Here is a 25,770-nt window from a genome sequence, read left to right as displayed (position 1 = left end):
TCAGCGCTTTTTGCTTTGATGCTGTTGCAATTGTCAACGATGGTTTGATCTTCGGGTACAAAATAAACTTGAAGGTCCTCAAGACAATCTTTGGCGGAAGAGTATGCGGGTTAGATACTACTTTGACATGATGAAGACTGATAATGAGTAGTTACACTTACTGCCTGTTAAAATGGCGCTTAATGATTTCATCTATGGAATGCAACAACTCTTTATGCATATCACCATCACTATAATCTACATTAACGCACCCCTTGCCTTTACCAGAAGACGGGTATTGCTCATGGAATTTTTGAATGTAATCGAAATCCATTGTGTGAAGCGTAAAATGGGTGTTTGGGGTGCCAAATGCGATATAATTTCTGTTCTTTCCTTTTTCCAAAATATAGGTAGGCATTTGGTATGATATCGTTTCTTCTATTTGCGGATAATTTGTTCGCATATAATCGATAAACAGCAATAGCCAATCTCTTTGAGGGCTTTCTTTACTGTTGATATATTCATCTACCAGTTTATTATTTGCCATACTTTCACCCTTTTCTCCATCTATCTCCGAATAAGCTCTTAACTCTTCTTTAGGGTTAGTTATCATGTTTATAAATATACGAATTTATAAACAAAATCAAATATCAAAGCTATACTAAACAATACTAATCTTCTAATATAAATAAATTTAAAATTTGCATTTATTGTTATTAATTTTTCGGGGTATTTATCAAAGTAAATAATTTCTATTTCACTATCAACTTTAGCAGGCGGTTCATAAAAACTACCTATAAGCTTAAGCACATAAATTTTATCATAAATATAAAACGTTACTACAGGATAATATCTAGGAATTATTCTACGCCCATAGTGAGCTTCACAGCTTGTAACAATGCCTTTTCCTCTAAGCCCGTTGATATATATTTCTTTATGTATCATCCAATCGTAAACAGTACTCAAAATAAACAATACCAATAATAAATTAATACTCCAAAAAGACATATGCCGTGCAAATTCATTACCAAGCTTTGCATAATGTTTTATTGCAATTGATGGTATGAAAAAGAACACTAATATACATATGCAAAGTCCATTTAATATTTTTTCTATTTTATTCATGATAGCACCCAATTTCACCGCTTATCGAGTCAAATTTGCTCATTATCTATGAATTAAAGTTTGTCTTCATAAACATTATAGGGAATTAGTTACCCCAGACTAAGAAGTTTTCTCATATATAAAAATCAATTTTTCCATAATGGGTAGGATAATTTTCTTTCCATATATTTTTTATATATATCACCATGCTGACAAATTGACAAATCATATGTTCCATTATTGTCAACTTCAGCACACCAAACATCTACACCATTATCTAAACAAAAACCTGCAAGTTCATCTTTCATCTTTTGAGGCATATTCACCCCTAATATAACATTACATAAATAAGGAAATTTCAACACATTGCCCTCCATTTGGCAAACAATGCGTACTTCTTTTTCATAAGCCCACTGATCACTTTTATAAAAACATCGCATATTATCTTCAATGTCATCTGTGACATAATTATCAGAATACCTAACAACCGTAAGAGCCTCAATAGGAACATCACAATCTTTTGACAACTGTACGTTTTTTGCATCGTATTCCAAACATACACCTTGATGATTATTGGCATAATGTGCCCACATTGGAAAAGATTTTCCTGTTTGGCTAAAGCAGAATATTTTAAGTCTCGAATCGTATTTAACAGTGGGAGACTGAACTCTTGTCTTAAGAAACTCATCTGCTCGAAATAACATATAAAGTAATGTTAATATTGGATTAAACCTTTCTTTTTCCGATATTACACTAATTATTTCTTCTATTTTTCTTAAAAAATCTCCGTGAGAAATTAAATGCTCCAACTTTGTTTTTTCGGTTGTATTTAGGTTTTGTGCTATAAACTGATAAATTAAACTTGGTTTACAACTAAACTTTCTCAATGCTTTTTCTGTCATCATAAATCCACCATCAAAAGGGTCATTAAATGAAGAAGGATGACTTAAGAAGATTGTTTTATCTTTTATCGCTGTTTTTATGTACTCTAAATTCGACATATATTTATAAAGGCAACCGCTATATGTATGTTGTGGGTCTGTTAAAAAATATCGTTGCGGTGCAGAAGTATCCAAAGCCATCATTATTTACCTCCATTCATTTTTAACATTTTTTTGATATTCTGTTTTTTTAAGAGATGCTTTATTTTAAAAATTAAATCGTGCCAAACCAAGTTGCTTTAATCGATATCTAAGTGCTGCTTCAGAAACGCCGTAGCGTTTCATCAAGTCGCCACGTATACCGCACCAAATGCTAAAAGTGTAATCATTTTTAACATGAAGAAAGTCTTTTATTTTTGCTTTACGAGAGTTTTTGAGCATGCTAAAAAAAGCTTTTCTAACTTTATCTTCCGGCATAAGAAAACAAGATGCAAAATAGTTTGCCTCATGCTCGATATCATTTGTCGCAATGCTTTCTTCGCTTATTTGGCTGTCTAAACAGAAGAAATAGTTTGTTTTTAGCTGATGACCAAGAAAATAATGTCCCAACTCGTGGGCAATAGTAAAATTCTTTCTTCCGGCATTCTCTATGCTTTTATTAACCATAACATAGACTTGACCACTATTTCCTTTTGTTAATGCGCCTGCAAAGTTTTGATTTTCCGATAGCACTTCCCTATATTTAATACCCTCATCCTGCATGATCTCAGCAAAGATTTTGTGGCTTCCACCTTTTTTGAGATATGCAGCCAATACTTCATTTGCCTTTTGCTCTATTTGGTTATTTGTCATCGTCATCCATCGCATCAAAAATTTCTCTCAAGGTCTCTCTGTCAATATTGCCACGGGCAGCAAGACCTTGATTTTTTAACCATAGTTCAAAGCGGTTATCAAAATTAATAATCTTTTCTTCTGAAGGTGAATTTTTCAATGATTCATCACTATCTACAACCGTAGCTTGTCCATTCATGAGCATTGGAAGCAACCAGTCACGGAGACGAGTTAGCTCGAGGCTTTCTTGAATGCATCTACTAATACGTGAATAAAATGCTTTTGTTTTACTGTGATAATTTTCAATAACTGATAGAGGTGGTGTAATAATTGATATTTGCATTAAATCACTATTGTTTACAGCCTCTTGGGTTGCACCATGAGCCAATGTATCTTTTCGAATTTCAAAGCTACTATTTGAAATAAATGAAGCCACATATTCGAATGTGTTTTCTTCACACTGTAATCCACAAAAGCCTGTGGATAATATTGAATTATTTATTAAATATTCCATATCTTTATTTAAAAATAGATGTTTAACACTATTTTTCATTTTAGCAAACCAAACCGAATTTACAGTCGGTTGCATATTTGCTCTGCTTTCTCTTGTTACGTAGTTTATTAAATTTCCAGTACCAATAGCAGTATTGTTTACATCTGCAGTAGCTAAATAAATTTTCTTTTTGAAGAGATTAACTCCTGGTTTGATAACACTTGCAAGCGAATTACTAAATAAATTTTCTACTTTCCACCCCTTAGGTATCTCTCTTTTGAGAGTTTCATTATATTCCATTTTACCGCCACTATGGCGGTATGGTTTGCCCTGGGCATTTGGAAAATCGAACTGCACAAACCAATAATCATAGATAGTTTTAGCCATGTCTTCCAATTTCGCATTAATTTTTTTGTTAAGTTGGATTTTTTGCTCTATACTATATAGCAAATTCCCAATTCTAGTTTGTTGCTTATATTCTGGTAAATACAAATTCAAAAAAGAGAATATGTCTTCATTAAAACTTGCTCTTAAAGTCATAAAGGCATTATTTGTAACAGCGTTTCTAAACAAATACCCTCTTAAATAGAAAGCTAAATATTTGGAATAACATATGTTTGTTGTTCCGGATTTAGGGCGTAATCGCTTAGTAAATCCGCTATAAGTTGTTTGGGGATAATCCTTCAATGCAACACAACTCATAGCCAATTCGTCAATAGTTTCACTTGTACGGGTAATTAAAATATCATCCTTTTTTATTGAATAAGTATTTTGTTCTTTATCAGAAGTGTTCATTAAATCAGTAATTGTTTCTGGCAGAAAATAATTATTGAAGACTGTTCCAAAAGAAACAAAAGGATATCCATGTCCTGCTTGTTCCTTAGATGTGGAAATTCCTGAACTCATTTCGTATAAATCAGAAAAAGAATACTTGTTTATTTTACTCATATTTCACACGTCCTAGTTGCTTTTTTATCTCGCTTTCCAGCTCTCTGCCCTCAGCAAACAGACTGTCCAGTGTTGTGGTGAAATCTGTTATTTTCTGCTCAAACTCATCCTGTGTCATTTCCACATACTCAATCTTTACTTCAAAATACTGTCCCGCACTAAATGAGTATTTTTTGTTTTTAATATCATCAAGGCTTACCACAACGCAGAAGTCATCTTCAACTTTTGCTTCATTAAAGGTATCAATAATTTTGTTAATTTCTTCAGGAGATAGAACGGTTTTTTGGTTTTTACCGTCCTCTTTTACCTTTGTACCCATCTTTGAAGCATCCATCAGTACCACATCTTTGCCTTTGTTTGCCTTGTCTATAAACAAAATGGAAACATTGGTACCGGTTGTCGCAAAAATATTTGATGGCATGGAAACCACACCTCGTAACATTTTCTTTGCTACCAGATGTTCACGGATTTTCTTTGGTATACCCGATGCTGCGGTTAAAAAGCCTGTGGGCACAACTACTGCCGCCTTGCCTTTATCATCCAACGAATAGATGATGTGCTGTAAAAACATTAGGTATATTTCCATTTTGCTCTTGTCTTTATTTGGAACGTTCGGCACACCAGCAAAGAAACGCTTTTTGTATTTTTCACCTGCAAGTGTATTTCTATTATCGGAAAAATCAACTTTAAAAGGTGGATTGCTCACAATATAGTTGAATCTCATCAAATCATTTTTCTCTTTGTTCAAGTGACGAGGATTGATAAGAGTATCCTCGTGGACAATATTGGGTAGAGAAAGAACAAGGTTATTCAAAATTAAGTTAAGTCTCAAAAACTCATTAGATTTTTGGGAAATATCCTGCGTATAAATCATGCAGTTTTTCTCACCTATTTCGTGAGCAAGGGCAAGTACAAGAGTTCCAGAACCTGCCGCAGGGTCATATACCGTCACGTTTTTATCGCCATTTGGAACCATAATTTTTGCAATGATACTTGCGATAGAATGTGGTGTATAGTACTCGGCATACTTACCAAAGTCCTTATTATAGTCTTTTATTAGATATTCAAAAACAGTTGCAAAAAAGTCGTATTTTTGCCCAAACACATGGTCAAAGCTACATTTTGCAATTTTATCGACCAACGCACGGCAGAAATTATCTTTTTTTTCTTGTTCAATTACATGTTGAGAAATAGGGTCAAACAAACGAATTTTTGACTGTCCTCCGGTCTGTACCGAGAAGATAGCTATATTCGTATTTGCGATATCCACCAGTGTATCATCAACCAACTTGTGAAAATCATCTTCGTTTTGGCGGTTATAAAGATATGGAATAAAATGCTCCCGCTTAAGTTTTGCAGTATCTGGATTAACACCTACCAGAAACAACTCATAATCATCATCTGACATTTTGATCAGCTTTTCTTCTATTTCAGATGAGTCAAGTTCTTTAAATTCAGGAATTGATTGTCTTGCTTCTGCAATAAACTTATCATTTAAGAATTTATATAAAAACACCTCTGTAATAATTTTATATTCACTGCTGGCATTACCAAGGCCAAAATTGGTACAGACCGCTTTCAAGTCATCAATCATGGCTTTGGTTTGTGTTTGGATATCTTGTATATTCATTAGCTTGCGTAGTTCCTTTCGGTAATATATTCATTTGCTATGCACTGCCCAACAAACTTAATTTGATTAACTGTTGGACGTATCTTTTTGCTTGTTAGTTCCTGCTTAATAAATGGAAACAGGCTTTGCATAAAATAAGCTTCATTATCAATCACATGCTCGTTTGAAATTAAGCTATCGTCTATTTGATGTTTGAGGTTAATCAATACATCGTGGAGTACCAAATCCGATGCAATAGGTGGAGGTGCTTCAGCAATCCGCTTATGAGTACGCATGAATTTTGAATCATCTTCATATTTATGGGCAAGGCGGGCATCTGCTTGATTGCGTTTTTCTGCTGCCTTACGTATACGTTCAAGTTCTTGCATCTGTGTTTTCATCTCATCGGCAGTCAGTTCTTCAATATTTTTCTTTTTAAGTAGCCTTTGCAGCTCTTCCAACAGCGTTACATATTCTGGATCTTTGGGATCAAGGCTTCTTTGCATTTCTTTTTGTGTACGCACCAAAATATCCCGATAGCTATCTGCAATGACCAACTCATGTTCAGAGACTTTTTTGAAATTAAAATCAATTTCTTCCATAGCAAGATTAAGAATTGCTGTCATATCATCGGCATTTTCCAGTGCCTTCTTAGTGTTAATTATATTTATTCGGTTTACTACCTCAGTGTATAATGAAGAAATTTTATTAAGGTCAAACTTGTCCGCAAGTTCATTGTAGCCGAACAGCTTTGCTATGTTAAACAGCTCTTTGTAAAGTTCCAGTGCATGGCGAAGCTCTAACAGTTCTGCCTTGTCGTCAATTTGCGATACCTGCTGTGAAAAAATCTCAGCATTTTGAGTATCAAACGAAAAAAGCTTTTCGGCAATGAGTTTTAAATCACTTTCAATTTCCTCAGGAGTTTTAAAGATACTATCATACTGTTTAAAGGCATCACCAAGTTCATTTTGCAGCTCGTCAAAATAGGCTTTATTCGTCTTATCAAACTCTGCTCGTATATCAGCAAAATCGACTACATAACCATGGTGATGCTTTTTATATGGACGATTGACACGGGTTAATGCCTGCAACAGAGAATGATTTCTGATGACTCGTCCAAGATAAAGCTTTTTAAGTCTTGGTGCATCAAAACCTGTTAATAGCATATTGAAAACGATTAAAAAGTCAATACCACCTTTTTTAAAGCTATTTCTTTTATCTTTCCTTATTTCTTGGTCGTCTTCATCGCAAAGGATTAAGGCAGAAGAAAAAATTGTTTTTTGCATCTCTTTGTAGACTTCCTGTGCTTGCTCTGATGAGTCACAGACAATCATGCCACCTATTGTTTCATCTCCCATGGCAAGCCTGCTCTTTTCAAAATCGGATACGATATATTCTACCAGTGCCTTTACATATTTCGGGTGTGCATATAAATCTTTGCGTGGCAAAGAGCCCTTGATTGTTTCAATTTCATCAAGAGCGGATTGTAACTTTTGACGGTATGTTGTTGAGATACCCTCACGAATCAACTTGAGAGTGTATCCATCTGCAATAGATTGGTTGTAATAGTATTTGTGTATATAGTTACCAAAAATAGCCTTAGAATCGTAAGTTTTACCCCCTATTGGTTTACCCTCTTTATCATAAATTGTGCCAATAAGTGGTGTGCCAGTGAGTGCTATCATTACAGCGTTTCTATCAGAATTAATTAGATTTGATAAAAAACTACCGATAGGATTATAGCTTCGGTGGGCTTCATCCATAAAGTAGACACGCTGAACGTTTACATTATAATCAGATTTTTGTGCTACAGAATCCGCAGAAAACTTTTGAATATTTACAACAGTAATAGCGTCTTTTCCGGTGTTATGACCTGCTGTGACTGTGCCCATATTCTTTACAAAATCTTCTTTGCTACTGATTTCTTCTACTAACAAGCCACGTGAACGGAATTCGTCTGCCGCTTGTGTTGCAAGGTCAAGGCGGTCAACCACAAAATAAAACTTAGCTATAATGCTTTGTTTTTGGTAATAATCTTTAAGGTAACGCACATTATAATAAGCTAGTGCAGTCTTGCCGCTACCTTGAGTGTGCCAGATAATTCCGTTTTTTACTCCGCTATTTAACTTTTTCTCAATGGCTTTTGTAGCGAAAAGTTGAGGGTATCTCATAATATGCTTTTCCAATGAAGTTACACCGTTATCGTTAGTGCGCTCTACATAGGCTATAGCATATTTCAAAATCATCATCAATCTATTTTTAGAAAATAGTGATGTAAGAATTCTATTTGTAGGAGATGTAGGACTTAAATTAGTTTTGTATTCAGCTGTAGTTTTAATAGATACATAATTGTTATCTTTTAAAATCTCAATTTCTTTTTCTGTATCTATAGTCTTTATTCTTTCAAATATCGACTCGTCTTCTTCACGAAAGTGACTGAAGAATAGCTTTTCATAAGATGTTGTAGCATAGAATGCACCCTCAAGCGGAATTACTTCAGTGTCGTCATATTCACTGTTGTTTGAGAAGACCATTAGTTGCATCATGTTTATGAACCGTCTGAATTTCTTATTTTTAACACGTATGCGCATACGATGATATTCAGCCTGTATGCCATCTTTGTTATTTGGCTTCTTAACTTCAATAAATCCAAGAGTTAAGCCGTTTATCAACACGGTGATATCAGGACGAAATTCATCACTTCCATTTTTACAAGTAAATTCAGTTACTATTTGGTACGTATTCTCCACACCGTTTGCTGTATCAAAATCAATCAACTTCAGCCCATTGTGTCCCTTTAATAGTATATTATAGAAAGCCTTGCCCAAATCGTCTCCGGCAAGTTGTATTTTTAGCTCATTAACAATTTTTGTGGTATCTGCCACAGTTAGTTCTGTGTTGTTGATACGATTAATCGCACTGCAAAGCACATCGACGAAGATATTGGTATCCTCATCAATAATATGTTCTCCCTTTTTAAGAGAAATATATTGATATCCAAGGCGTGTAAAATGCACAAGAGCTGGAATTTTTACACGTGTATCTTCGTTATGTGGCAAAGCAATCACCTTAACTTTCTAAAATCTATTTTGTATTTTCAAACCGCCGCCATAAACATATAAAAACTTCATCTAATATATTTACCTTGCTTGTTAAAACTGTATAGAAGTTGCTTACCCTTTATTTGATCTTTTTAGTCCCACGGCATACTCCACGTGACTTGTATAAACAATACACCAATTGGGTGATGTTAAATTCTTAATGCTCTTATCGTACTGGCACTACGCTTCTTTATTAGCCATATTATTTTGATATGCAATGCGCTCCGTACCGTCAGCTAAGTAAATCGTTCCGCATTGCTTAAATCCTGTTTTGGAAAAAACTTTTTGCATCGGAATATTATCTTTATGGGTATCCGCACGAACATTGCCAAAATTGCGTATACACCAATTAATGCAAAAGGTAGCAATGCCGCGGCCGCCGATTGCCGCCAACCGATGAATCGTTACATACGGCTTATCATTAAGCCATGAGCCGTTATAAATTTTCTCGTAGGTGGGTTCTGCAACAGTTAGCAAACAGAATACCCCAACAATCTCCCCAGAATCTATGCATACATAACTTATGCCCTTTTCAATATCACAATTAATCAACTCGCGTGAAGGATGGTTATCTCCCCATTGAAATGGATTTCCATTGTCTTTCATAAACTGGCGTGCTTCGTTGTAAATCTCCATTACGGTATCTAAATCTTTCAGTTTGGTCTTTTGGATTTCCATTTTCTACTCCTCTAAATAATTATTCTCTGTACACTTTACATTAGACTGGGGTACAATAATTACTATACCATTTTCCATATTTACTCTCAATAGCAGTTTCACCAACATTATACAACAAAGTTCTACACAAAACAAAAAAGCCGGGATATGCAGTTCATTTTCTGCACATCTTGGCTTTCTTATTGTACTATTCAGTTAACAACTGTACTGCCCGTTCGCATCTGTTTTTGTACGTGTCGCGCTCGGCGATGATGGCATCCACCCGCTTTTTAAGATGTGCGGTGTACTCTTTGCTTGCGGTGAGCTCGGCGCAGATGCGCGCCAGTTCGTCCGTCTGTGTTTCGGCGGGCTTGGTGGGTGGTGTCACTGCTTTGCTAAAACCGTTGAGCCCTGCCGCCTTGATGATTGCCGGGTAATCTTTGTAGGCATAGTTGCGGTCACACGGGCCGGTAACACCCGGGCAGCTGCCCTCGCCGCCGATGTACTGCCACATGCCGTAGCTGCGCCCAATTTGTGCATCAAGCAGTGCTTTGCTGCGGTAATCGGCAACCCATAAATCATAGGGTGCAAGCCTTGGTAAATCAAGGTACTGCCGCACAAAAGCAGTGTAAGTATACCACATTGCATAGTAACCCTGCCGCTGCACCTCGTCGCAAAAGGCAACCACGGTATCGGTCAGTTTGGCTCTGCCGAGGTTGGTGAGGCAGGGCAGTTTTGTCTCCTCTACATCGTACACGATGGGGTATGTAATCATGCCCTTGTATTTGTTGGCGATGGCAACAGCCTCCTGCGCTGCACGTTTGGCAGCAGCGGTACTGGTTGCATAGGTGTAAACGTAGAGCCCCACGCCTAAACCCGCGGCATTGGCACCGGTAATGTTATAGTGCAGGCTCTCATCCACATCGAGCCCGCCCTCGTAACCCGCCCAGCCGATGCGTATCATCACACCTACCACACCGCTTGCTTTGACCTTATAATAATCAATCCTGCCGCGGCGAGACTGATGCTCACTGATATCAATCACATTAATCTGTGCCATGTGTGCTGCCCTCCCCTGCGAACGCTTTATCAAGCTGCAGCTTGGCGTATTTGGTTACCTCGTCAAAGGTGTTTTGCACAATAGTCTCCACCATATCACGGGTGATAATCACGCGCAAAGGGTTTGGTATCAGCGCATAGAGCCTGTCCACTACCCAACTGCGCTTACCCCCGCCTGCTTTGGTTACATCTTTGTATGTATCTTCTGCCTGCGCGATAAGCGCAGTGGTTTTTGCTTTGAGCTTGGCGTTGGTGTTGTAGTACACGGCAGCAGCGCCGAGCACCACCATTGCGATTGTTTGCAAAATTACGATTGCTTTATCCATTATGTTTTACCTCCTCCAAATCGTCGATTCTGTTGTTTGCCACAGTAATCTTTTCTAATATCAAGCCTACGTCTTTCTCGAGTTTGTAAGTGCGGTCAATCACGCTGTTGTGTTTGTCCACCTTTTGTTCAAGCTGCCCGATACGATAATTCGTGAGCTTGTTGGCGGCAATAATACCGCCGAATGTACCGAGCAGCGTACCCGCCAACGAAAAAAGAGCAATGATAACCTCAGTTGACATGCTACCCCTCCGTATTTGCAGTTGACTGCAAAATCTCACTGACCTCAGGCTTGTACTGCTCCGCTACGCGCTCGATGGTTATTTTGCCCCGCCGGATGAGATAGACAAGCATTTCCACAGTGCTCATACAATCGCACCCCTTTCGGCAAGCAATTCAAGCATAACCTGCTCTTTTTGTTCGCGTTCTTTTTCCGCATCGGTTTTGGTGCCCATATACACCGCAAAGGTGCCGTCGCGTTTGTCGATGATGTCACCCGCAACGCAATATTCCGCTTTGTCGTAGTCTACAAGCTTTGTTACCGGTTGTCCTGCATCATCAAGTAAGGGTGCGCCTGTTTGTGGGTTGTACTGCGCTTGTGGTTCACGAAGAATCATATGTACCCCGTCAACAAACAGCGCTTTGATTTCTTCGTAGGTTTTATTAAGCACCGCAATTTCAATACACTCGCGATGTGCTCCACCAATTAACCTTGTACCGCCAACAATTTGAGCTGTATCAATATTTTTACCATTTACAATAAGCATTTGTTTCACTCCCTTATAAGATATCATATGCTTCATTTGAATTTATTAGCGGGTTCAAATTTAGTGTTGAAGGTAAAGTAGTGGCTGGTCTGCAATAGCTGCTATCTTCCTTGCCAACATTTTGAAAGTTACCATTGTCAGTTATTGCCGTAACACTACCACCAAAAGACGAAAACTCAGTACGTGTATGATGCCATTCACGATATTTGCCTTCATTATCTAGTACTCTGCGAGAATCACTGGAAATAAAATTAGCTATTGGAGAGCCCTCGCCTGTTTTTTGAGGACCACCATATTCAGTTTCAGATAATACAAACGCTACAGCAGAGTACGGTGGAAGTATAGTTGACGAATGCACTATGGGGACATTAATTGTCTGCAAGTATGGTTCTATATTACTTCTAGCAAATAGCTCATTATATGTACTTCCGCCCACGGCTAATCGTTTTGCAAGTTCACTATTTTGGTAACCTCCTCCAATAATCGAATACTTTTCCTTCCTTTGACATAAACGTTCTCTAAGTATTAAGGTTCTACCTGTGTTTTCGTAATTATGCTTTAATACAATGTATCTTCTTATACCAGCCACAGGTTCTACTACGTTAATATATGAGCCAATGGGTAAAGTATTTAACGGTATGCCACTCGAATAGCATTCACGCCAAACGCCGTCAAAGCCTTTATAGAATCCATTATCAATCTCGTGCCAAATACCGTCATGGGTTTTATACCCTATCTTGTCACCCTCATGCCACACACCGCCGACGAGTACCCCGCCTGAATCTGCCATACTATCACCTACTTATAGAAAAATACGAAGCTGCCGTTTGCTGCCCCCTCACCGCTGCCCGGGTAAGCTGCACCTTTTGGGCGAACGCTGATGTTGCGCACTTGCGACCAGTCGTTCCATGTGGTGGGGGTTACTCTCAATGCGCCTGTCATATCTCCGCCTGCAACAGGTAACGACGCATTTGCCCTTGCAAGTGCATTATCCGCGTTAGTGCCTTGGGCAGCAGTGGCGTACCGTCCGTCGTGGTTGTGGTTTGCCGGGGCAGCGCCTACATCTTGGGCAGTGTGGCTATGATTGATACCCGCATACTGCGTATTGTGGTTGTGGTTGCCATCGGCTTTTCTATCCCACCGCTGCTTTTCATCCTGCGTAACATGGACATCTTTTGCATCGGTGTGCTGTTTGAACTCTCGCTGCAACACAAATGCTGCCGAGGGGTCAACCGTAATGGATACTGAACCTGCGTTCACAACGTCCACAACAAGCTGTATGTGTGAATCTTTTGCCGCACCGCTACTCGGGTCGGGCTTTTCGGTGAGTGCGTACTTGGTCACTGCAATCAACCTGCCGCGATCATCAAACACCCCCGCCTCGCGGATATCAAACCCGCCGACAGTGGACGGTATGACGGCTGTTATAACAATACGGCGTGCGTTACCCGTTACCGCACTTACAACGGCTGTACCGCGCCATTTTTCACGGCGCAAAGCTGTTTGTGCCTCGGTGGGGTCGTAATAAGCACCGTTACTATCCCCCACCGCCAGGTGCGTGATGTTCAGCTTGGTGCCTGCAACCATACAGGCGGTGATTGCCTCCAACCCCGCACTCGTCAAAATTGTGCCGAATTTCTCCATCTGTTACTACCTCCAATCTATTTGTCTGCGGTTTGCAGCGGCTCAATCTGTACAAGCTCGCTTGAGATTACACCGCCGCAGAACACCGCACCGCCCCCGAACTGCGGCAGGGGTAAAATCATTGTTACTTCGCTGATAATTGCCGCGCTGTTTACCTGCAATGTACCTTTGCTGAAAAGAATCAACACGATGCGCTCCAACACCGAGCGTAAGTTTTTGCTTGCCAGTATCAGCCGTTCTGCCCGCAGGATATCTGCCGCACTGGCGCCGTGCTCTTTACAGTAAACGTTCACCTTAAAATGATACGGCTTGCCCTCATAGTCAAACCATTCCAACACCTCGGCATCTTCGCCGAACACGTCGGCAACAACCTGCTCGACGGCGTAAACCGTACCTTTGTAACGGTGGATGCGCAAGCTGCTTTTAATCATTCTGCGCTTTTCGTCTATGCCCGCCTTTGCGTCGTATCCGTCAACGTGCATGCTCCATGCAAGCTCATCCAGCAACGCATCGTCCAATGCCCCAATACGCGCGTAAATCAGCACCCGCTTGACGTCCTCCCCCAGCTGCCGAAACTGCTCATCCAAGGCGGCACAAAGGGCAACGGTGGTGGGGTCTTGCCGCATATACGAGGTTTGCAGCGACAACAGCGACACGTTTTCCAACGTCATCATCACAGCAGCCCCCCATAAGTGAGCGTAAGACTTTCGCACACAGCAACCTCATTCTCTGCAAGCTCGGTAAACACGGGGGCTGTTATATCAATGCGGTAAGCACCCGCTGTATAAAGATTGCCGCGCAGTGTATCGGGGTTGATGTACCCTCCGAGATGCGACTGCATTTCTTGCTTATAGGCTGCCGCAACACGTTCGATGCGATTCTGAATTTTTACTTCTTCGGCGCTGTTTGCCTTGCTGATATAGTATGTAAGCGTGATATTATAGCTTTTTGGTACCGCACCCTGCACCGTCACATGGTCGGTGAGCGGTCTGCGCTTTTTCGCACTCACAACATTCGCAACCTGCTTGAGCAACGTATCGGACGGCGGCGCGGCGTCTTTTGTGAGCACATGCAGGTAAACATTGCCCTGTGTATCCGCGGAGACAGCCACATCCGCAATATTGCTCGATACCGTTTTTGCCCAGCCGATATATCCATCTGCACAACCCGTCGTGGGTATCATCTCAAGGCTGAGGCGTATGCGCTCGCGGTAGCTGTCGTCGTCCTCAACATCTGTGCCCCCGCTGCTGATATTGGTGTTGGTGACTGTACTTACATGCACGATGGGGTCTACAATGTTGGCAATCTGACCGGGCAAAAATCCGTTGTACCTTTTACCCGCGTATTCGGCGGTGGCGGTAACATCCACAGTGGTTGCGCCCGCAGCAATTACAGCCTGCTCGTTGACTGTAAAATTCAGCACACCGTCGGGTGTCACACGTGTGCCTGCGGGGATGGTCACATCAAAGCCCAATGCCACGGCAATGCTGAACCGCAGTGTAACCGATGCCTTGGAGGCGGGCAGACGCTGCACGTCACGGTCATCACCATAAGCGTCCAACACCTCACCGCGGGCATAACGCAGCAAGTTTTGGTTGCCCGTGTCATTGATTGCCGCGCGTACGCCGACAATGACAGGCACCATTTGCTGTAAAAACATGTACCTCTCATCTCCCGGCAGCAATGTTTCACCTGCCGCTTTTTCGGCAGCCGTTATCATACCCTTAAAAATCTCCTGCGGGTCGTTCTTTACAAATTCTATCAAACCTCTATCACCACCTCGGTTTCTATATTCCCGCTGCTGTTTACGGCACAGTGTATGGTTTTAAGCGTTGCGCGCGGCTCATACCGTGCAACCAAATCGGCAATATCAACCTTTAGTTGTGCAATTGCTGCAGGGCTCGGGCGGTCAATCAGTGCAGGGTCAATCCCCAATGTACGGTTGTATGCTACTTCGTAACGATAGGTATTGATAAGATTCAGCACGTTCTGCGCAATGCGGGCATTCCTCGCAGCCCCCCAGTCGATTCCGCGATTAGCGTTTTTTACGGTCATTAGCATCCACATCACCTACATTCCTGCATTTTTACGCTTTAACTGCGACTTTTCTTGCGGTGTGGGTGTCACAACACTGTATGCATTCTGCACTGTTAACCCCGCCGCGCGGGTGTTGCCGTTTGCACCCGCTGCAGCGGATTTCACCTGTTTGCCCGCGGGCAGATATTCCTCAAACGTGAGTGATAATTCTGCCGAGTTGATTTCACCATTGCCGTCAATCACCGTTTTGGATGCGCTGCAGTCGGTAACCAGGTACTTGTTGAGCCCCATCGGGTTCGCACCGAGGATAAAGGCATTCGGTACCGCAGCATCTTTGATTTTCTCCCAGTCCTCAATTTCTTTGCGCGGATGAACACCAAGCTCGCGGTGCAACAGCAGCGTAATTTTTATTGTGTTAAGCCCCGCACCCTTGATGGCGGTTGTTGGTTTTTTGCCCGTGGCGTTTTGCTTGTCGGTTTCAAGCTTGCTGCTCAAAGTAAAGCCGTCAAATGTATAGATTTTTTGGCGGCTCACCGTAAAGTTTTTGCTGCCGAACTTCGCAACCATGCTGTCACCTCACTTCCTACAGCAAACCAATGATGGCACCGCGCGAAAAGCCCTCACCGTCAAAATACGCAAGCACACGGTCGCCTACTTGGGGCGGCTTTTTTATTACCTGCTTGCTTTCAAAATCAATCTCCCAGTGGCAAGCGGTTTGCAGTCGTCCAATCGGCATCGATACACTGCCGCCGACATCCAACCGAAACAGTTCGCCCTCCACCGTAGATACTTTGCATTCTGTTATCATAATCAGTACCTCTCAAATATCTTGCGTACACGAAAATCGCTCAGCTCTTCGGCAAAGCAATGTCGTGCGTTCTCAATAAAATATATCCCATCCGAAAGCCCCATGCCTGCAACCGCAATGGTGTTCCCTGCGGTTATGGCGGTATCCAGCACGGTTGTAAACTTGCCCTCTTGTTCCCGTTTGTTTCTATCTCTGAGCAGGTTTTTGGCAAACCGTTCTGCCTCACCTTGGCTGCTTACCTCGTAATGGCTTACGGTAAGCTGCGAACCACTTGTTACGTTGGCGTCTTCGTAAATACCCACTATCCCGCCGCTGCTGACAACACAACTGCGGTACACATCAGAATTGCTCTTGAAGTTCGGTTCGTCAAAAAACAGGTCGGGGGTGATTGTTTTCACGGGCGCAGCCTTTTCCATCAAACGTTCGGAGTACACCACAAGCTTGTTCCCGCTTATTTTCATCTTGCAGCCCTCGAGTGCACAGCGTTCGGCAAGAAAAACAAAATCGCCCTGCGATAGCTGGTCAACCCTGCGGTAGCTGTAAGTTTCAACACCGTAAAACTGCGCTGTAAGCCCATACTTTGCCGCAATTTCGCTTGCAAGGGTAATCAGCGTTACGTTCTCCCAACTTTTACTGTGGCGCGTTTTTCGGCTTGCAGGCGCGCTGATTGCACTCAGCGTAATTCGTCCGCTATCCTGCTGCAATTCATCAATGGTCACAATCCCGCTGCTGTAGCCTTCGTGCCGCACCTCCAACGTGTCGCCTTTTTTGGGCTGCCACGCGCACCATTGGCTGTCAGCATTGCTCACAAGCATATCAATTGCATCGGGGGTATCCCCGCAATCTTCGGTTACGTTGAGCAGGGCAATTTCAATGTCATCGGTAATGTCCACACTGTTGTAAAGCATTTGTGCCACAAACTCACCTCTTCCATGGCGGCAGCGTCTGTACAGAGGTTGCCTCCACGATTGGTATCGTCAAGGTCACCCCCGCATCAAACACCAAAACACCCGCGTAAAGTGGGTTTGCATTGATTATCACCGCCGCCATCCCCTCATCGTTGTAGGCATCCAGTGCAAGCATATCGAAGGTATCGCCCTGCTGTGTGGTATATTGCAATGCATTTAACCCCATGAAATCCTCTCCTTACGCGAAAAATAATCATCCAGCATATCTCGCATTTGGCGGGCTTGCCTTTTCAGTATCGGCTCAATTTTTTCAGGCTCGCTCATTTGGATAACGGGTGCGTAAGTAAAGTTATATCGTTCATCGTTCGTATTGTTGTACTGTTCACCCATGCCGAGCAGCTGTGCCGTGCGGTGCAGCAACCCAATACTACGGGCACTTCCGCGCTTGATGGGGATTGCCGCCTCGAGCCCCGCCTCACCAAAGATGGAGGGGGAATCTGCAAAGCCGCCCCGTGCATAAGCAGGCAGGCTCTGTGTTTGAGCTTGTGCCGATTTACTCGCACCGCCACCAAACAGTGGCGCAACTTTGTCATTAAGGAATCCGCCAATCGCGCCTCCAACCTTGCCTATAATATCGCCAATCCCCTTAAGTAACTCCAGCGCAGGTGTGAGCCATTCCACCAAATGAGATATTGCGACGGATAGCACCCCGCCCAGCAGGCTTGCCAATCCGGAAATAAGCGGCATAATTGCCTGCAACAGCAATGCTATCGGCGGCAGTATTGTTTTCACAATATCCATAAAAATTGGAATAATCGGCTCCAATGCCGTCATCAGCGTACCCACAAGCTCTACAATGATTGGTATGAGCATCTGCCCTATTTCCATGAGAGGCGGAACAATCAGCATAAGCAGACTACCGAAGGATGGCAGCAAATCCATGACCATTGGCAGAAAGGCTACCGCCATATTGCCAAGTTCCCCTGCAAATACGCCGATTGCTTTTGTGTCTAACCCTGTAAGAAATCCGTTCAATTCTTTCATACCTTTTTCTAAAGAGGGTATCATCGCCTGCATAATTTCGCCCGATACGGATTTTAAGTTTTCGGGCAATAAACGCAGTTGGTTGGCGTAGGTGTCCGCATTTTTTGCAAAATCTCCTTGCATATCTTTTGTTGTATCCAGCAGATAGTTGTACCGAATCATTGCTTGTTCTGCCTGCGACATTTCGCCATAGCTTGTTTTAATGCCGTTCGCCAGTGCGTACGCCTGTAGGTTTGCAACCGACATATTGATGCCGAGCTGTTTGAGCGGTTCGGTCTCCCCTGATATTCCTGCTCGAATCTTTTCAAACGCCTCATCGGTAGACATATTGCGGAACGATGCCATATCACCCGAAAGTGCGGTTAAGTTTTGCGACATCATCAGCACTTCATCGCCCGCAAGCCCCATACTTTTCAGCATCGAACCCATTGTGCCCGAATACTCTTTGGCATTCAGTTCCGACACGCCAAACGCTTTGAGCGAAGTCGCGGCAAAGTCATCAATAATATTGGTACTCGTTCCGAACGTCTTTACTACAACGTTTTGTACCTCTTGCAAGTCCGAAGCATACCCTAACCCTTGTACACCCATTGCAGTAAACGCTACCGCCGCTGCTGCCGAAAGCGCAAACAACGACTTGCCCACGCCTTTTGCCAGCCCAATTGCGCCGTTTTTAATACTTGTGCCGAGACTACTCATATTTTTATTGATTGAGTTACTGCATTTCGTGCTTAGGCTGCTAGCTTTGAGCATTGCCGCCTGTACAGATGGGTCTACCTTACCTGCAAGAGTAATCAATGCCCGCAGCTCTTTCTTTTTCAACGTTCCTCACCCCCATCCTCACGTAGCTTTTTGACATCCTCCACCACCAAAGCAATTGTTTCATAAAAATCGATTAGATCGGAAATTGGTAAAGATAGTGCATCGGTGGCGGAGGTGGATGTCATCATCGTAATTTCTGTTACTACTCGCCAGATCCCAGCTCCGCCGAGGCGGGATCCGCAGCGAGTAAAAAACTTCGCGCAAGTCCCGTCGCTTTCATTGCGTCGTGGGCGGATAGGCGCAGAATGTCGTTCATAGTGACATCTCTGTTTACCTTTTTGACTGCCTCGGCAAATGTGGAAAGCTGGTACTCATAATCCAACGCAAGCACCGTCACGGGAATGCCCCTGTTTTTTAAGTCCTTGCTGATTTTGTGCAAATCTTTTGCCGTCAGTTCTTCAAAATCAAAAGGCAGCTCTTTCAGCTCTTCGCCGTTTACCTTTAACGGCTTTTTCAGTGCCAGTATGTTTTCCTGCTCCTGCGGTTCTTCCCGAACTTCTGCAACTTCGATTGGCTCGTCCAAATCGAATTCTTCGTTTTTTGTTCTGTTTCCAAACATTGCATATACCTCCGTTTTATGTTGTTAGTATAGAATTGACCTTACTTCTCGCATACGGTCTTTACCGCCGACCTTGAATACTTTCGATTCCTGGTCAATCAACATAGTTTCTTCGCCGTCGATGATTTCACGGTAGCGGGTGACCGAATAGCTCACGCTTTCGTCGCGTGTTGAGCCCGGCTCCGCTTTGCCGTTGCCAATCTTGGTGGCGTAACCTGTGGCAAAAATCTTGGTACCCTCAACGTACATCGAGCCGTCGGATGCACGCACGTCGGTAGCCATGCGCACTTCGATATCCACCTTGCCCTGCGCCATTAAATACGCTTTATCTTTACCCGTGCGGCGCAGTGTAATCTCCACAGTCATTGCGTTTACCTGCCCCGTCTGCGGAATATTGAGTGTGCCCATAATTCCTGCACCCTTAATTTCGGTTGTCGGCATTTCCACATCCGGCAACGTTACGCTCGTTACATCGTTGAGCTCACGCCCGTTTGCAAATACCGTCATTGCCCCGGTAGAACCGCTGATAATCTTTTTCGCCACTACTCATCACCCCCAAACAGTACCGAAACACCTTTTGCCGTATATTGAATTTTAACTGTGATGCTCTTCGCAGGCGGGGTTGTGGTGGTTTCTAAATCAAACACAAAGTTGCCGCTCACCATATCGCTTACAGGGTTGCTGGTTTCTTCAAAGCGAATGTTGCCCAACAATACCGCGCCCACGTCGCACAGCCCGTCCAGTTCCGCCTGAAAGTCGTTGCAGATGGTTTCCACCCTGCTGCGTTTCATGGGTTTATCCACTTCATTGCCGTATTTTGATTGAAAGCGGTTGGCAATGTAATAAAGCATTCGCACCGAACAGTCAAAACGGTCTTTCGGGTCGATATCTGTGCCATGTTTGTACAGGCTTGTTTGGCTGCCCCACAGCACCCATTTACCGCCCCAGCAAATCGCTGTGCCAATCCCCGCGGCATTCAAAACATTCGCTTGCAGTTGGTCGTATTGGATGGCGGTGCCGTCCTGTAAACACAAGCCCGCAATGTCGATTGGTTTATTGCTGGGGCTTTCATACGGCAGGTTGTCGTTGCTGTAATCGGTGTATTGCATCAGCATAGTTGCAAGCGTAGAAAGATGGAACACCCTGTCGCCCTTGCGCGCCATCGGCCAGTAAAGAGACGCCCCTGCCCCCACGGCACATTCTTCTTTCTTGGCGACTGCTGTTTCAATGGTATTCACCGATGCATCCGAGGGCATATCCAAATTGCAATACGCATACCAGTGCCCGTTTATTTTATGTGCTGCGCTGAGCATTGCCCCTGCAACAGTTTGCAGATGGCTCCAATTCGGTGCGCAAAGCAGAGTCGGTATCTTGTTAAACATCTGGTACACCAACGGCAAAGCTGTGTTGAGCGCTTGCGTGATGTCATCCTCCATCACATCGGTGGGGTTGGTCTCCCAGTATTTCAGCTGTTCTGCTGCAAGTGTCCCTTTCAAATCTTTGAGGATGATACGTGAACCATCGGGGGTGTATTCCGCTGTAAAATCCGTCCCGCGTACCTTGCCTTCAATCTCCACAGTATTTAAGATTACATCGGCGGATTGCAGCTCACAGCGCCCTTTTGCAAAGGTGATTTCCTGCACTTTTTGCGTGGTTGCCTTGTGTTCAGCAGGGTTGAGCACATTAATGACCACGATCGGGCCGATTGCGCCCAACGAGGTTTTGAAGTGTGCATACACCGCCTCGCTCAGCTCATAGCTGTGCCATTTTTCGCTGTAGCCCAGTTTTGCAAGCGCATCGTTATAGCTGTTAATTAGCAGCGGTACACCGATGCTCGCCGAGGCATCTTCCAACTGGTGCACAGGCGCGCGCCCTATGTAAACAGGCAACGTGCCTACGCCTGCAGGGGCAATATAGTCCTGCGTTTTTTCAATCGATGCAAATGCACCGTGTTTGTATTCGCTCAAATTGTCACGACCTTTCTATAAATAATCTTCATATCGGGTAACGGGGTACGCCTCGCGCGTAACCGTAAATTTAAGCTGACCGTACCAGTACGGATACGGCTGTTCGTCGTACAGCTTCGACTTAATGGGCGATGCCAGCTCGTACTTTCCCGCAAATACACGGTCTTTGAGTACCTGCGCTTCAAGCTTATCCATGAGGTTCAGCAAAGTAATGTACCCTTCAAAGTTCGATGCATACTCCATTGCTTCACCGCTTTGTTTATGCAGCCCCGCGTCATAAATCGCCACCGTAATGCGCAAGTTCAGTGTGGTATCATCGCTCGATGATTCTTTTTCATCCAATCCCACCACAAGGCAGGGAATTGTTACAACATTTTCGGGGGAAAGTACCCCGTTCGGAGGAATCCAACCCATATGTACCGCAGGCTGCACAAGGGTATAATCGAGGATGTTGTTGTCATTCGGCTTTTGCAACAGCACCCCGTCAAGTACGTTTCGTTCAAAATAAGCTTTTAACTCATTCAAAGCAGTTACTGTCATATTCGTAAGCAATCACCTACCTGTTCAGCTTATTGCACATTTCCTGCAATGAGCGATCTAAGTTTTTGGTAATGGTTTTGTCCACCATTGCCGCAAGTCCATCCATTAATGGTTTTGCCACCGCATTGCTGGTAACCATCTGAGGGATGCCGATTGTGCTAATCGGGCGTATTTTTTCATAACCCTTTGACGTCATAAAACTCACTTTACCGCCGCCGAAATTAACCTTGCGTCTTTTTGGTTTTTTACCGTAGTACTCACCGGTACGCACAAAAAAGATAAATGGCACCTTATCGCTGTTTTTTGCACCTGTTTTTGCAATAAATACCGATTTTTTCTTACCGTCAGCACCAGGTATTTTTTTTAAGACTTTACTACCTCGGTTGTTGTAAATGGTCACTGCTGTTTTGTAGCTGTTACCGATACTTGGCGGGGCAGTGGGCGTGTGAGTGAACCTTGTAGCCTTTAACCTGTTACCCACTACTTCTATGCTAATGGTACGATCTGCCCCATTTGATATACTGCGCACCCGTCTGCGCCCTAAAGCGCTGCGCATCGCCTTTCTGTCTATTGCAAACTCGTTTGGCACTATACGGGGTATGGTACGCACTACATAATCACGCGCATCACGCATTACATCAGTTACTGCAAGTTCACCCACCTGCGGGAACTTTTCCAGCAGCTTTGACATTTCCTGTAGTTTTTTAGTATCAGCATACAAGATTTGGTTTGGTCTTTTATCTCCCATCATCGCGACCTCACTTGTTGTAAATTCAGCTCAACAATGCCATCGATTGGGTTAACATTGGCGATGACATATTGAGCATTGTCAAAAATGATGGCTTGTTCCGGCTCTAAACGCAGCCCCTGTAAATCGGCTTGTTTTGCAAAAACGGTGATATCGCCGTTGTAATTGCCGTTTAAATCCTTTAATCCGTCCTGTTTTGCCTGCTCAGTGTCCACAATTACCAGCAGCCTGCGCCCCGCAACAGTGTGCCACGTGCCAAAATCAGCATCGTTAAAGAAAATACCGAGGTCATTTTGTATTTGCTCGCTCAGTGCCATATCATCTACCCGTTGGCAAACCGCGCCCAAAGGTCGTTTGCATCCCCTCATCTACGGGCGGTTCTGCCTGAATACCGCTGTCATCGGTGGGGGGTTCTTCCCTTTCGCCGTACATTTCACCCTCAAAACCGTTTTCCATCTCATCAGCAAACGGCGGTACACTCACAATTTCACCATTCCCGTTCTCTGCAATCCGTTTTTCAAATGCAGCATCGAGGCAGATTGTTTTCCCCGCTTCAACAATGATTCCGCCGTACAACAACGGCTTAAAAAGCTTAATCATTGGCTTATCCCCCAATCTTTACGAGAGCCTTTGCAGCACTCACCGCTTTTTCCTCAATCGCATACCCTGCAACAATGTTTGCCGCGGATTCTGCACCTGTGGCACTTGCGGTGATTGTTTTTGCTGTGCTGTCCCAGTACACCTTTTGCCCCACGGCAAATGCCGCGGTTGTTTCTGCGTCCATTTCAAACGCGCCCGAAACGGTTAATACCCCAACCGCACCGGGGGCAATGTCGATGGCTGCAACGCCAATCATATCTTTCAGTGCTACCACCTCACCGTACTTGATTGCATCGGTGGGGCTGGTATTTTTGTAGTTAATGGATTTTGCCTCTTGTATAAAAGTTGCCATCTGTTTTTCCTCCTTCGTTTTGTTTATTTATGCGTTACCCGGGTTCTTTACCAATGCCTTGTAATCAAGCAGGGTGACTGCCAAATCCTCGAAGATGCGGAACTCCATGCCAAGGGTGTTGAATGCCATTCGAGTTTCAATCATCGGCGCATCCACACCGTTGAGGGTGGCAACTTCGATGGTGTCGTTGCTGCCGGGCGCACCCGCGAAATAGTACGGCTGTGCTCCGCTGTCCACATCCAGTTCGGCATCCACCACAAGCTGCATTTTATTGCGGAACGGGTTCACCACACCTGCGTTGTTCGAGCTGGGGTCTGCAAGCGATGCGAGCAAAATCTCGTTTTCGGTTTCATCCAGTGACGAAGATAATACAAATGCAGGTGAAATATTGAGCACCTGTTTGCCGCTTATGTCCGTCTGTTTACGCATCAGCCTGCGTGCCTCGGAGTAAGAGCCTTTACCAGGTGCCGCTGCGGTGCCGAGGTTGCCGTGTTTTGATGAGAACAGCTCTGCGCCGTCTGGCATAATTGGGTTATCTTTCAGTATCTTGTAAACAAGGCGGTTAATGAGGCGGCGCGCCGCAATGGTGTATGCTGCGGGCATTCTTGTAATCAGCGAAATATCATCATTGATGAACGTTTGCCTTGTCATTGTAAAGATTTTGCCGTAGGTCACACCTTGACGTGTTGCCATCTTTTGGTCGCCCATCTGCCCGTGTTTCAGCTCACCGTTTTGCGGCACCAGTTCTGGTTCTTCCGCTGCGGAAATCTGCCAAATGTCGGTAGGGCGAAAATCGGTAAAGGTGCCTTTGCAAGTCCAAATCGGATATGTAACAGGCGCATCCTCATAAGCGGTGCTTGCAGAGTTACGGGCAACATTTGCGGCAATGGCGCCAAAAGCGCTGTCGGGCGTCATAACTCGTTTAAAAATATCATCGCGGCTCATGCGGTTTGCATCGGCGACGCCGCTGCGTATCAATGTTTCTACCGCAATATCACGCAGGCTCATTCCGCGGAAAGATTCCGCACCCGCTGCGGGTTTGTTTACCGCAATACCGCCGCGCATCAGCAATCCGTCGGTAGCAGCAGCGCGAACTTTGTCCATCTCATCGGCAGTCACGGTGACATCTCCGCCCATGCCTGCGGCAACGGGGTTTCTGCCTTTTATAAAGGTATCGCACACCACGGCGCGCACTTCGTCAAGGGTGCTGCCGTTTTCCATATACTCGGTGGGGTCAAGCCCTACACTGCGGCAAAGGTCGGTAATCTGTGCGCAGCGCGTTCTTTCTTCTTGCAGCACCTGTTCCATGGTTCTTGCTGCCTCACCCGATGGCGTCGAGGTTGTTGCTACTGGTGTTTTCGCTGTTGCTGCTGGTTCTTGTGTACTGTTTGGTATACTCATTCCTTTTTCCTCCTCTGTGTTTGTGTTATCATTTTCTATACTTTTGCCAAATCCCACAGTTGCATCTGCGGGGGTTGGTTCCAGGCTGATTTCATACGGAGTCCATTTCACTGCGATTTCAGCGGGCCCAACAAAACGCCCATCGGGGCTGGTTGCTCCTGCATCCAACGACATCCAAGCATCTACGTTGTACCCCACCGAAACACCCGAGAGCATGCCTTTATCCAGTTTGTTCAGCAATTTCATGGATGTTTCGTCATCTTCATCAAACGTGATGATTGCCCTGCATTTGTGCTCCGCCTCATCCAGCCAAACCTTTTCGGGTTTCGCAATGGGCATACGCCCCACAACGGGGTCGCGTCCGTGCGAAAAAAGTACCGTGGCAACATCCCCAAATCTTGATAAATCCACGCTTTCGGTGGTGTGCTGCAAAATCTCGTTGCCGAACCACCTGCGGTACGGTTCTTCGCTTGAAAACGAGATTTCTCTGCTGTAGGTTTGCCCCTCCACCGCGCGGCATTGCAGCCCGATGCATCGATTCAGCGGTTTCAATCTGTCTTTGTACGTGCTCATATTGTTCAACTCC

Annotated in this window: 33 protein-coding genes; all 33 read right to left on the bottom strand. The window is 44.1% G+C overall.

From position 1 onward, the window contains the following. Nucleotides 1-157: 157 nt before the first annotated feature. The 33 genes from EDD70_RS14750 to EDD70_RS14600 all read right to left on the bottom strand — a co-directional run bounded on the left by EDD70_RS14750 (nt 158) and on the right by EDD70_RS14600 (nt 25,757). On the bottom strand, nt 158-526 hold the full coding sequence (locus EDD70_RS14750; RefSeq protein ID WP_092750549.1) for a DUF1801 domain-containing protein: 369 nt from the start codon (nt 524-526) through the stop codon (nt 158-160). Nucleotides 527-594: 68 nt separating this feature from the next. Further along, nucleotides 595-1,104: a hypothetical protein gene (locus tag EDD70_RS14745; RefSeq protein ID WP_092750547.1), complete on the bottom strand. Its 510-nt coding sequence runs from the start codon at nt 1,102-1,104 to the stop codon at nt 595-597. A gap of 125 nt (nt 1,105-1,229) precedes the next feature. Further along, on the bottom strand, nt 1,230-2,168 hold the full coding sequence (locus EDD70_RS14740; protein ID WP_092750545.1) for a DUF2971 domain-containing protein: 939 nt from the start codon (nt 2,166-2,168) through the stop codon (nt 1,230-1,232). 63 nt (nt 2,169-2,231) lie between these two features. Further along, nucleotides 2,232-2,816, bottom strand: a complete 585-nt coding sequence (locus tag EDD70_RS14735) for an ImmA/IrrE family metallo-endopeptidase (RefSeq protein WP_162840748.1) — start codon at nt 2,814-2,816, stop codon at nt 2,232-2,234. After that, entirely contained in the window at nt 2,806-4,236 is a 1,431-nt protein-coding gene (locus EDD70_RS14730; protein ID WP_092750541.1) for a restriction endonuclease subunit S, read from the bottom strand. The genes EDD70_RS14735 and EDD70_RS14730 overlap by 11 nt, the downstream gene beginning before the upstream one ends. After that, nucleotides 4,229-5,866 carry an HsdM family class I SAM-dependent methyltransferase gene (locus EDD70_RS14725; protein ID WP_092750539.1) on the bottom strand — a complete coding sequence of 546 codons (1,638 nt, stop codon included), beginning with the start codon at nt 5,864-5,866 and terminating at the stop codon, nt 4,229-4,231. The genes EDD70_RS14730 and EDD70_RS14725 overlap by 8 nt, the downstream gene beginning before the upstream one ends. Next, on the bottom strand, nt 5,866-8,904 hold the full coding sequence (locus EDD70_RS14720) for a type I restriction endonuclease subunit R (RefSeq protein WP_092750537.1): 3,039 nt from the start codon (nt 8,902-8,904) through the stop codon (nt 5,866-5,868). The genes EDD70_RS14725 and EDD70_RS14720 overlap by 1 nt, the downstream gene beginning before the upstream one ends. Before the next feature lie 222 nt (nt 8,905-9,126). Then, the gene (locus EDD70_RS14715; RefSeq protein ID WP_092750535.1) at nt 9,127-9,624 is read right to left on the bottom strand and encodes a GNAT family N-acetyltransferase; all 498 of its coding nucleotides are present in this window, start codon (nt 9,622-9,624) and stop codon (nt 9,127-9,129) included. A gap of 187 nt (nt 9,625-9,811) precedes the next feature. Continuing rightward, entirely contained in the window at nt 9,812-10,663 is an 852-nt protein-coding gene (locus EDD70_RS14710; RefSeq protein ID WP_092750533.1) for a GH25 family lysozyme, read from the bottom strand. Further along, complete coding sequence (locus EDD70_RS14705; RefSeq protein WP_092750531.1) at nt 10,650-10,988, bottom strand: hypothetical protein; 339 nt, start codon at nt 10,986-10,988, stop codon at nt 10,650-10,652. Before EDD70_RS14705 ends, EDD70_RS14710 begins: the two co-directional genes overlap by 14 nt. Further along, nucleotides 10,981-11,229 (bottom strand): hypothetical protein, encoded by a 249-nt coding sequence (locus tag EDD70_RS14700; protein ID WP_092750529.1) that lies wholly within the window; start codon nt 11,227-11,229, stop codon nt 10,981-10,983. The genes EDD70_RS14705 and EDD70_RS14700 overlap by 8 nt, the downstream gene beginning before the upstream one ends. 1 nt (nt 11,230) lies before the next feature. Further along, nucleotides 11,231-11,356 carry a hypothetical protein gene (locus tag EDD70_RS15255; RefSeq protein ID WP_278320576.1) on the bottom strand — a complete coding sequence of 42 codons (126 nt, stop codon included), beginning with the start codon at nt 11,354-11,356 and terminating at the stop codon, nt 11,231-11,233. After that, the gene (locus EDD70_RS14695; RefSeq protein ID WP_092750527.1) at nt 11,353-11,754 is read right to left on the bottom strand and encodes a hypothetical protein; all 402 of its coding nucleotides are present in this window, start codon (nt 11,752-11,754) and stop codon (nt 11,353-11,355) included. Before EDD70_RS14695 ends, EDD70_RS15255 begins: the two co-directional genes overlap by 4 nt. Before the next feature lie 13 nt (nt 11,755-11,767). Further along, nucleotides 11,768-12,544 carry a hypothetical protein gene (locus EDD70_RS14690; protein WP_092750525.1) on the bottom strand — a complete coding sequence of 259 codons (777 nt, stop codon included), beginning with the start codon at nt 12,542-12,544 and terminating at the stop codon, nt 11,768-11,770. A gap of 8 nt (nt 12,545-12,552) precedes the next feature. Continuing rightward, nucleotides 12,553-13,398, bottom strand: a complete 846-nt coding sequence (locus EDD70_RS14685; protein WP_092750523.1) for a phage tail protein — start codon at nt 13,396-13,398, stop codon at nt 12,553-12,555. Between the two features lie 17 nt (nt 13,399-13,415). Then, a complete protein-coding gene (locus EDD70_RS14680) occupies nt 13,416-14,072 on the bottom strand; it encodes a phage tail protein I (protein WP_092750521.1) in 657 nt (218 codons plus the stop codon). Further along, nucleotides 14,072-15,163, bottom strand: coding sequence for a baseplate J/gp47 family protein (locus tag EDD70_RS14675; protein ID WP_092750519.1), 1,092 nt, complete (start codon nt 15,161-15,163; stop codon nt 14,072-14,074). Before EDD70_RS14675 ends, EDD70_RS14680 begins: the two co-directional genes overlap by 1 nt. After that, nucleotides 15,160-15,468 carry a GPW/gp25 family protein gene (locus tag EDD70_RS14670; RefSeq protein ID WP_123811071.1) on the bottom strand — a complete coding sequence of 103 codons (309 nt, stop codon included), beginning with the start codon at nt 15,466-15,468 and terminating at the stop codon, nt 15,160-15,162. Before EDD70_RS14670 ends, EDD70_RS14675 begins: the two co-directional genes overlap by 4 nt. Then, nucleotides 15,469-16,002, bottom strand: a complete 534-nt coding sequence (locus tag EDD70_RS14665; RefSeq protein ID WP_092750515.1) for a phage tail protein — start codon at nt 16,000-16,002, stop codon at nt 15,469-15,471. It lies immediately after the preceding gene. Nucleotides 16,003-16,018: 16 nt separating this feature from the next. Then, nucleotides 16,019-16,243 carry a hypothetical protein gene (locus EDD70_RS14660; protein ID WP_092750513.1) on the bottom strand — a complete coding sequence of 75 codons (225 nt, stop codon included), beginning with the start codon at nt 16,241-16,243 and terminating at the stop codon, nt 16,019-16,021. Nucleotides 16,244-16,245: 2 nt separating this feature from the next. Next, nucleotides 16,246-17,160: a phage late control D family protein gene (locus tag EDD70_RS14655; protein ID WP_092750511.1), complete on the bottom strand. Its 915-nt coding sequence runs from the start codon at nt 17,158-17,160 to the stop codon at nt 16,246-16,248. Between the two features lie 4 nt (nt 17,161-17,164). After that, the gene (locus tag EDD70_RS14650; RefSeq protein WP_092750509.1) at nt 17,165-17,377 is read right to left on the bottom strand and encodes a tail protein X; all 213 of its coding nucleotides are present in this window, start codon (nt 17,375-17,377) and stop codon (nt 17,165-17,167) included. Further along, nucleotides 17,368-19,017: a phage tail tape measure protein gene (locus tag EDD70_RS14645; protein ID WP_092750507.1), complete on the bottom strand. Its 1,650-nt coding sequence runs from the start codon at nt 19,015-19,017 to the stop codon at nt 17,368-17,370. Before EDD70_RS14645 ends, EDD70_RS14650 begins: the two co-directional genes overlap by 10 nt. Beyond that, nucleotides 19,014-19,145 (bottom strand): hypothetical protein, encoded by a 132-nt coding sequence (locus tag EDD70_RS15250; protein ID WP_278320575.1) that lies wholly within the window; start codon nt 19,143-19,145, stop codon nt 19,014-19,016. The genes EDD70_RS14645 and EDD70_RS15250 overlap by 4 nt, the downstream gene beginning before the upstream one ends. 14 nt (nt 19,146-19,159) lie before the next feature. Beyond that, the gene (locus EDD70_RS14640; RefSeq protein WP_092750505.1) at nt 19,160-19,576 is read right to left on the bottom strand and encodes a phage tail assembly protein; all 417 of its coding nucleotides are present in this window, start codon (nt 19,574-19,576) and stop codon (nt 19,160-19,162) included. A 24-nt stretch (nt 19,577-19,600) separates the two neighbouring features. Beyond that, entirely contained in the window at nt 19,601-20,119 is a 519-nt protein-coding gene (locus EDD70_RS14635) for a phage major tail tube protein (RefSeq protein ID WP_092750503.1), read from the bottom strand. Next, nucleotides 20,119-21,543: a phage tail sheath family protein gene (locus EDD70_RS14630; RefSeq protein WP_092750501.1), complete on the bottom strand. Its 1,425-nt coding sequence runs from the start codon at nt 21,541-21,543 to the stop codon at nt 20,119-20,121. The genes EDD70_RS14635 and EDD70_RS14630 overlap by 1 nt, the downstream gene beginning before the upstream one ends. A 15-nt stretch (nt 21,544-21,558) precedes the next feature. Then, nucleotides 21,559-22,083: a hypothetical protein gene (locus EDD70_RS14625; RefSeq protein ID WP_092750499.1), complete on the bottom strand. Its 525-nt coding sequence runs from the start codon at nt 22,081-22,083 to the stop codon at nt 21,559-21,561. A 16-nt stretch (nt 22,084-22,099) separates the two neighbouring features. Beyond that, complete coding sequence (locus tag EDD70_RS14620) at nt 22,100-22,834, bottom strand: hypothetical protein (RefSeq protein WP_123811070.1); 735 nt, start codon at nt 22,832-22,834, stop codon at nt 22,100-22,102. Next, nucleotides 22,831-23,148 carry a hypothetical protein gene (locus EDD70_RS14615; RefSeq protein WP_092750495.1) on the bottom strand — a complete coding sequence of 106 codons (318 nt, stop codon included), beginning with the start codon at nt 23,146-23,148 and terminating at the stop codon, nt 22,831-22,833. The genes EDD70_RS14620 and EDD70_RS14615 overlap by 4 nt, the downstream gene beginning before the upstream one ends. Before the next feature lies 1 nt (nt 23,149). After that, on the bottom strand, nt 23,150-23,431 hold the full coding sequence (locus EDD70_RS14610) for a hypothetical protein (protein WP_092750493.1): 282 nt from the start codon (nt 23,429-23,431) through the stop codon (nt 23,150-23,152). Nucleotides 23,432-23,435: 4 nt separating this feature from the next. Then, complete coding sequence (locus tag EDD70_RS14605; RefSeq protein ID WP_092750491.1) at nt 23,436-23,783, bottom strand: DUF2190 family protein; 348 nt, start codon at nt 23,781-23,783, stop codon at nt 23,436-23,438. A gap of 27 nt (nt 23,784-23,810) precedes the next feature. Beyond that, a complete protein-coding gene (locus EDD70_RS14600; protein WP_092750489.1) occupies nt 23,811-25,757 on the bottom strand; it encodes a prohead protease/major capsid protein fusion protein in 1,947 nt (648 codons plus the stop codon). Between the last annotated feature and the right edge of the window lie 13 nt (nt 25,758-25,770).

The sequence above is a fragment of the Hydrogenoanaerobacterium saccharovorans genome (genome assembly GCF_003814745.1).
Taxonomy (GTDB): domain Bacteria; phylum Bacillota; class Clostridia; order Oscillospirales; family Ruminococcaceae; genus Hydrogenoanaerobacterium; species Hydrogenoanaerobacterium saccharovorans.
Note: the sequence above shows the minus strand (reverse complement) of the source record. Positions and strands in the feature narration are given on the sequence as shown.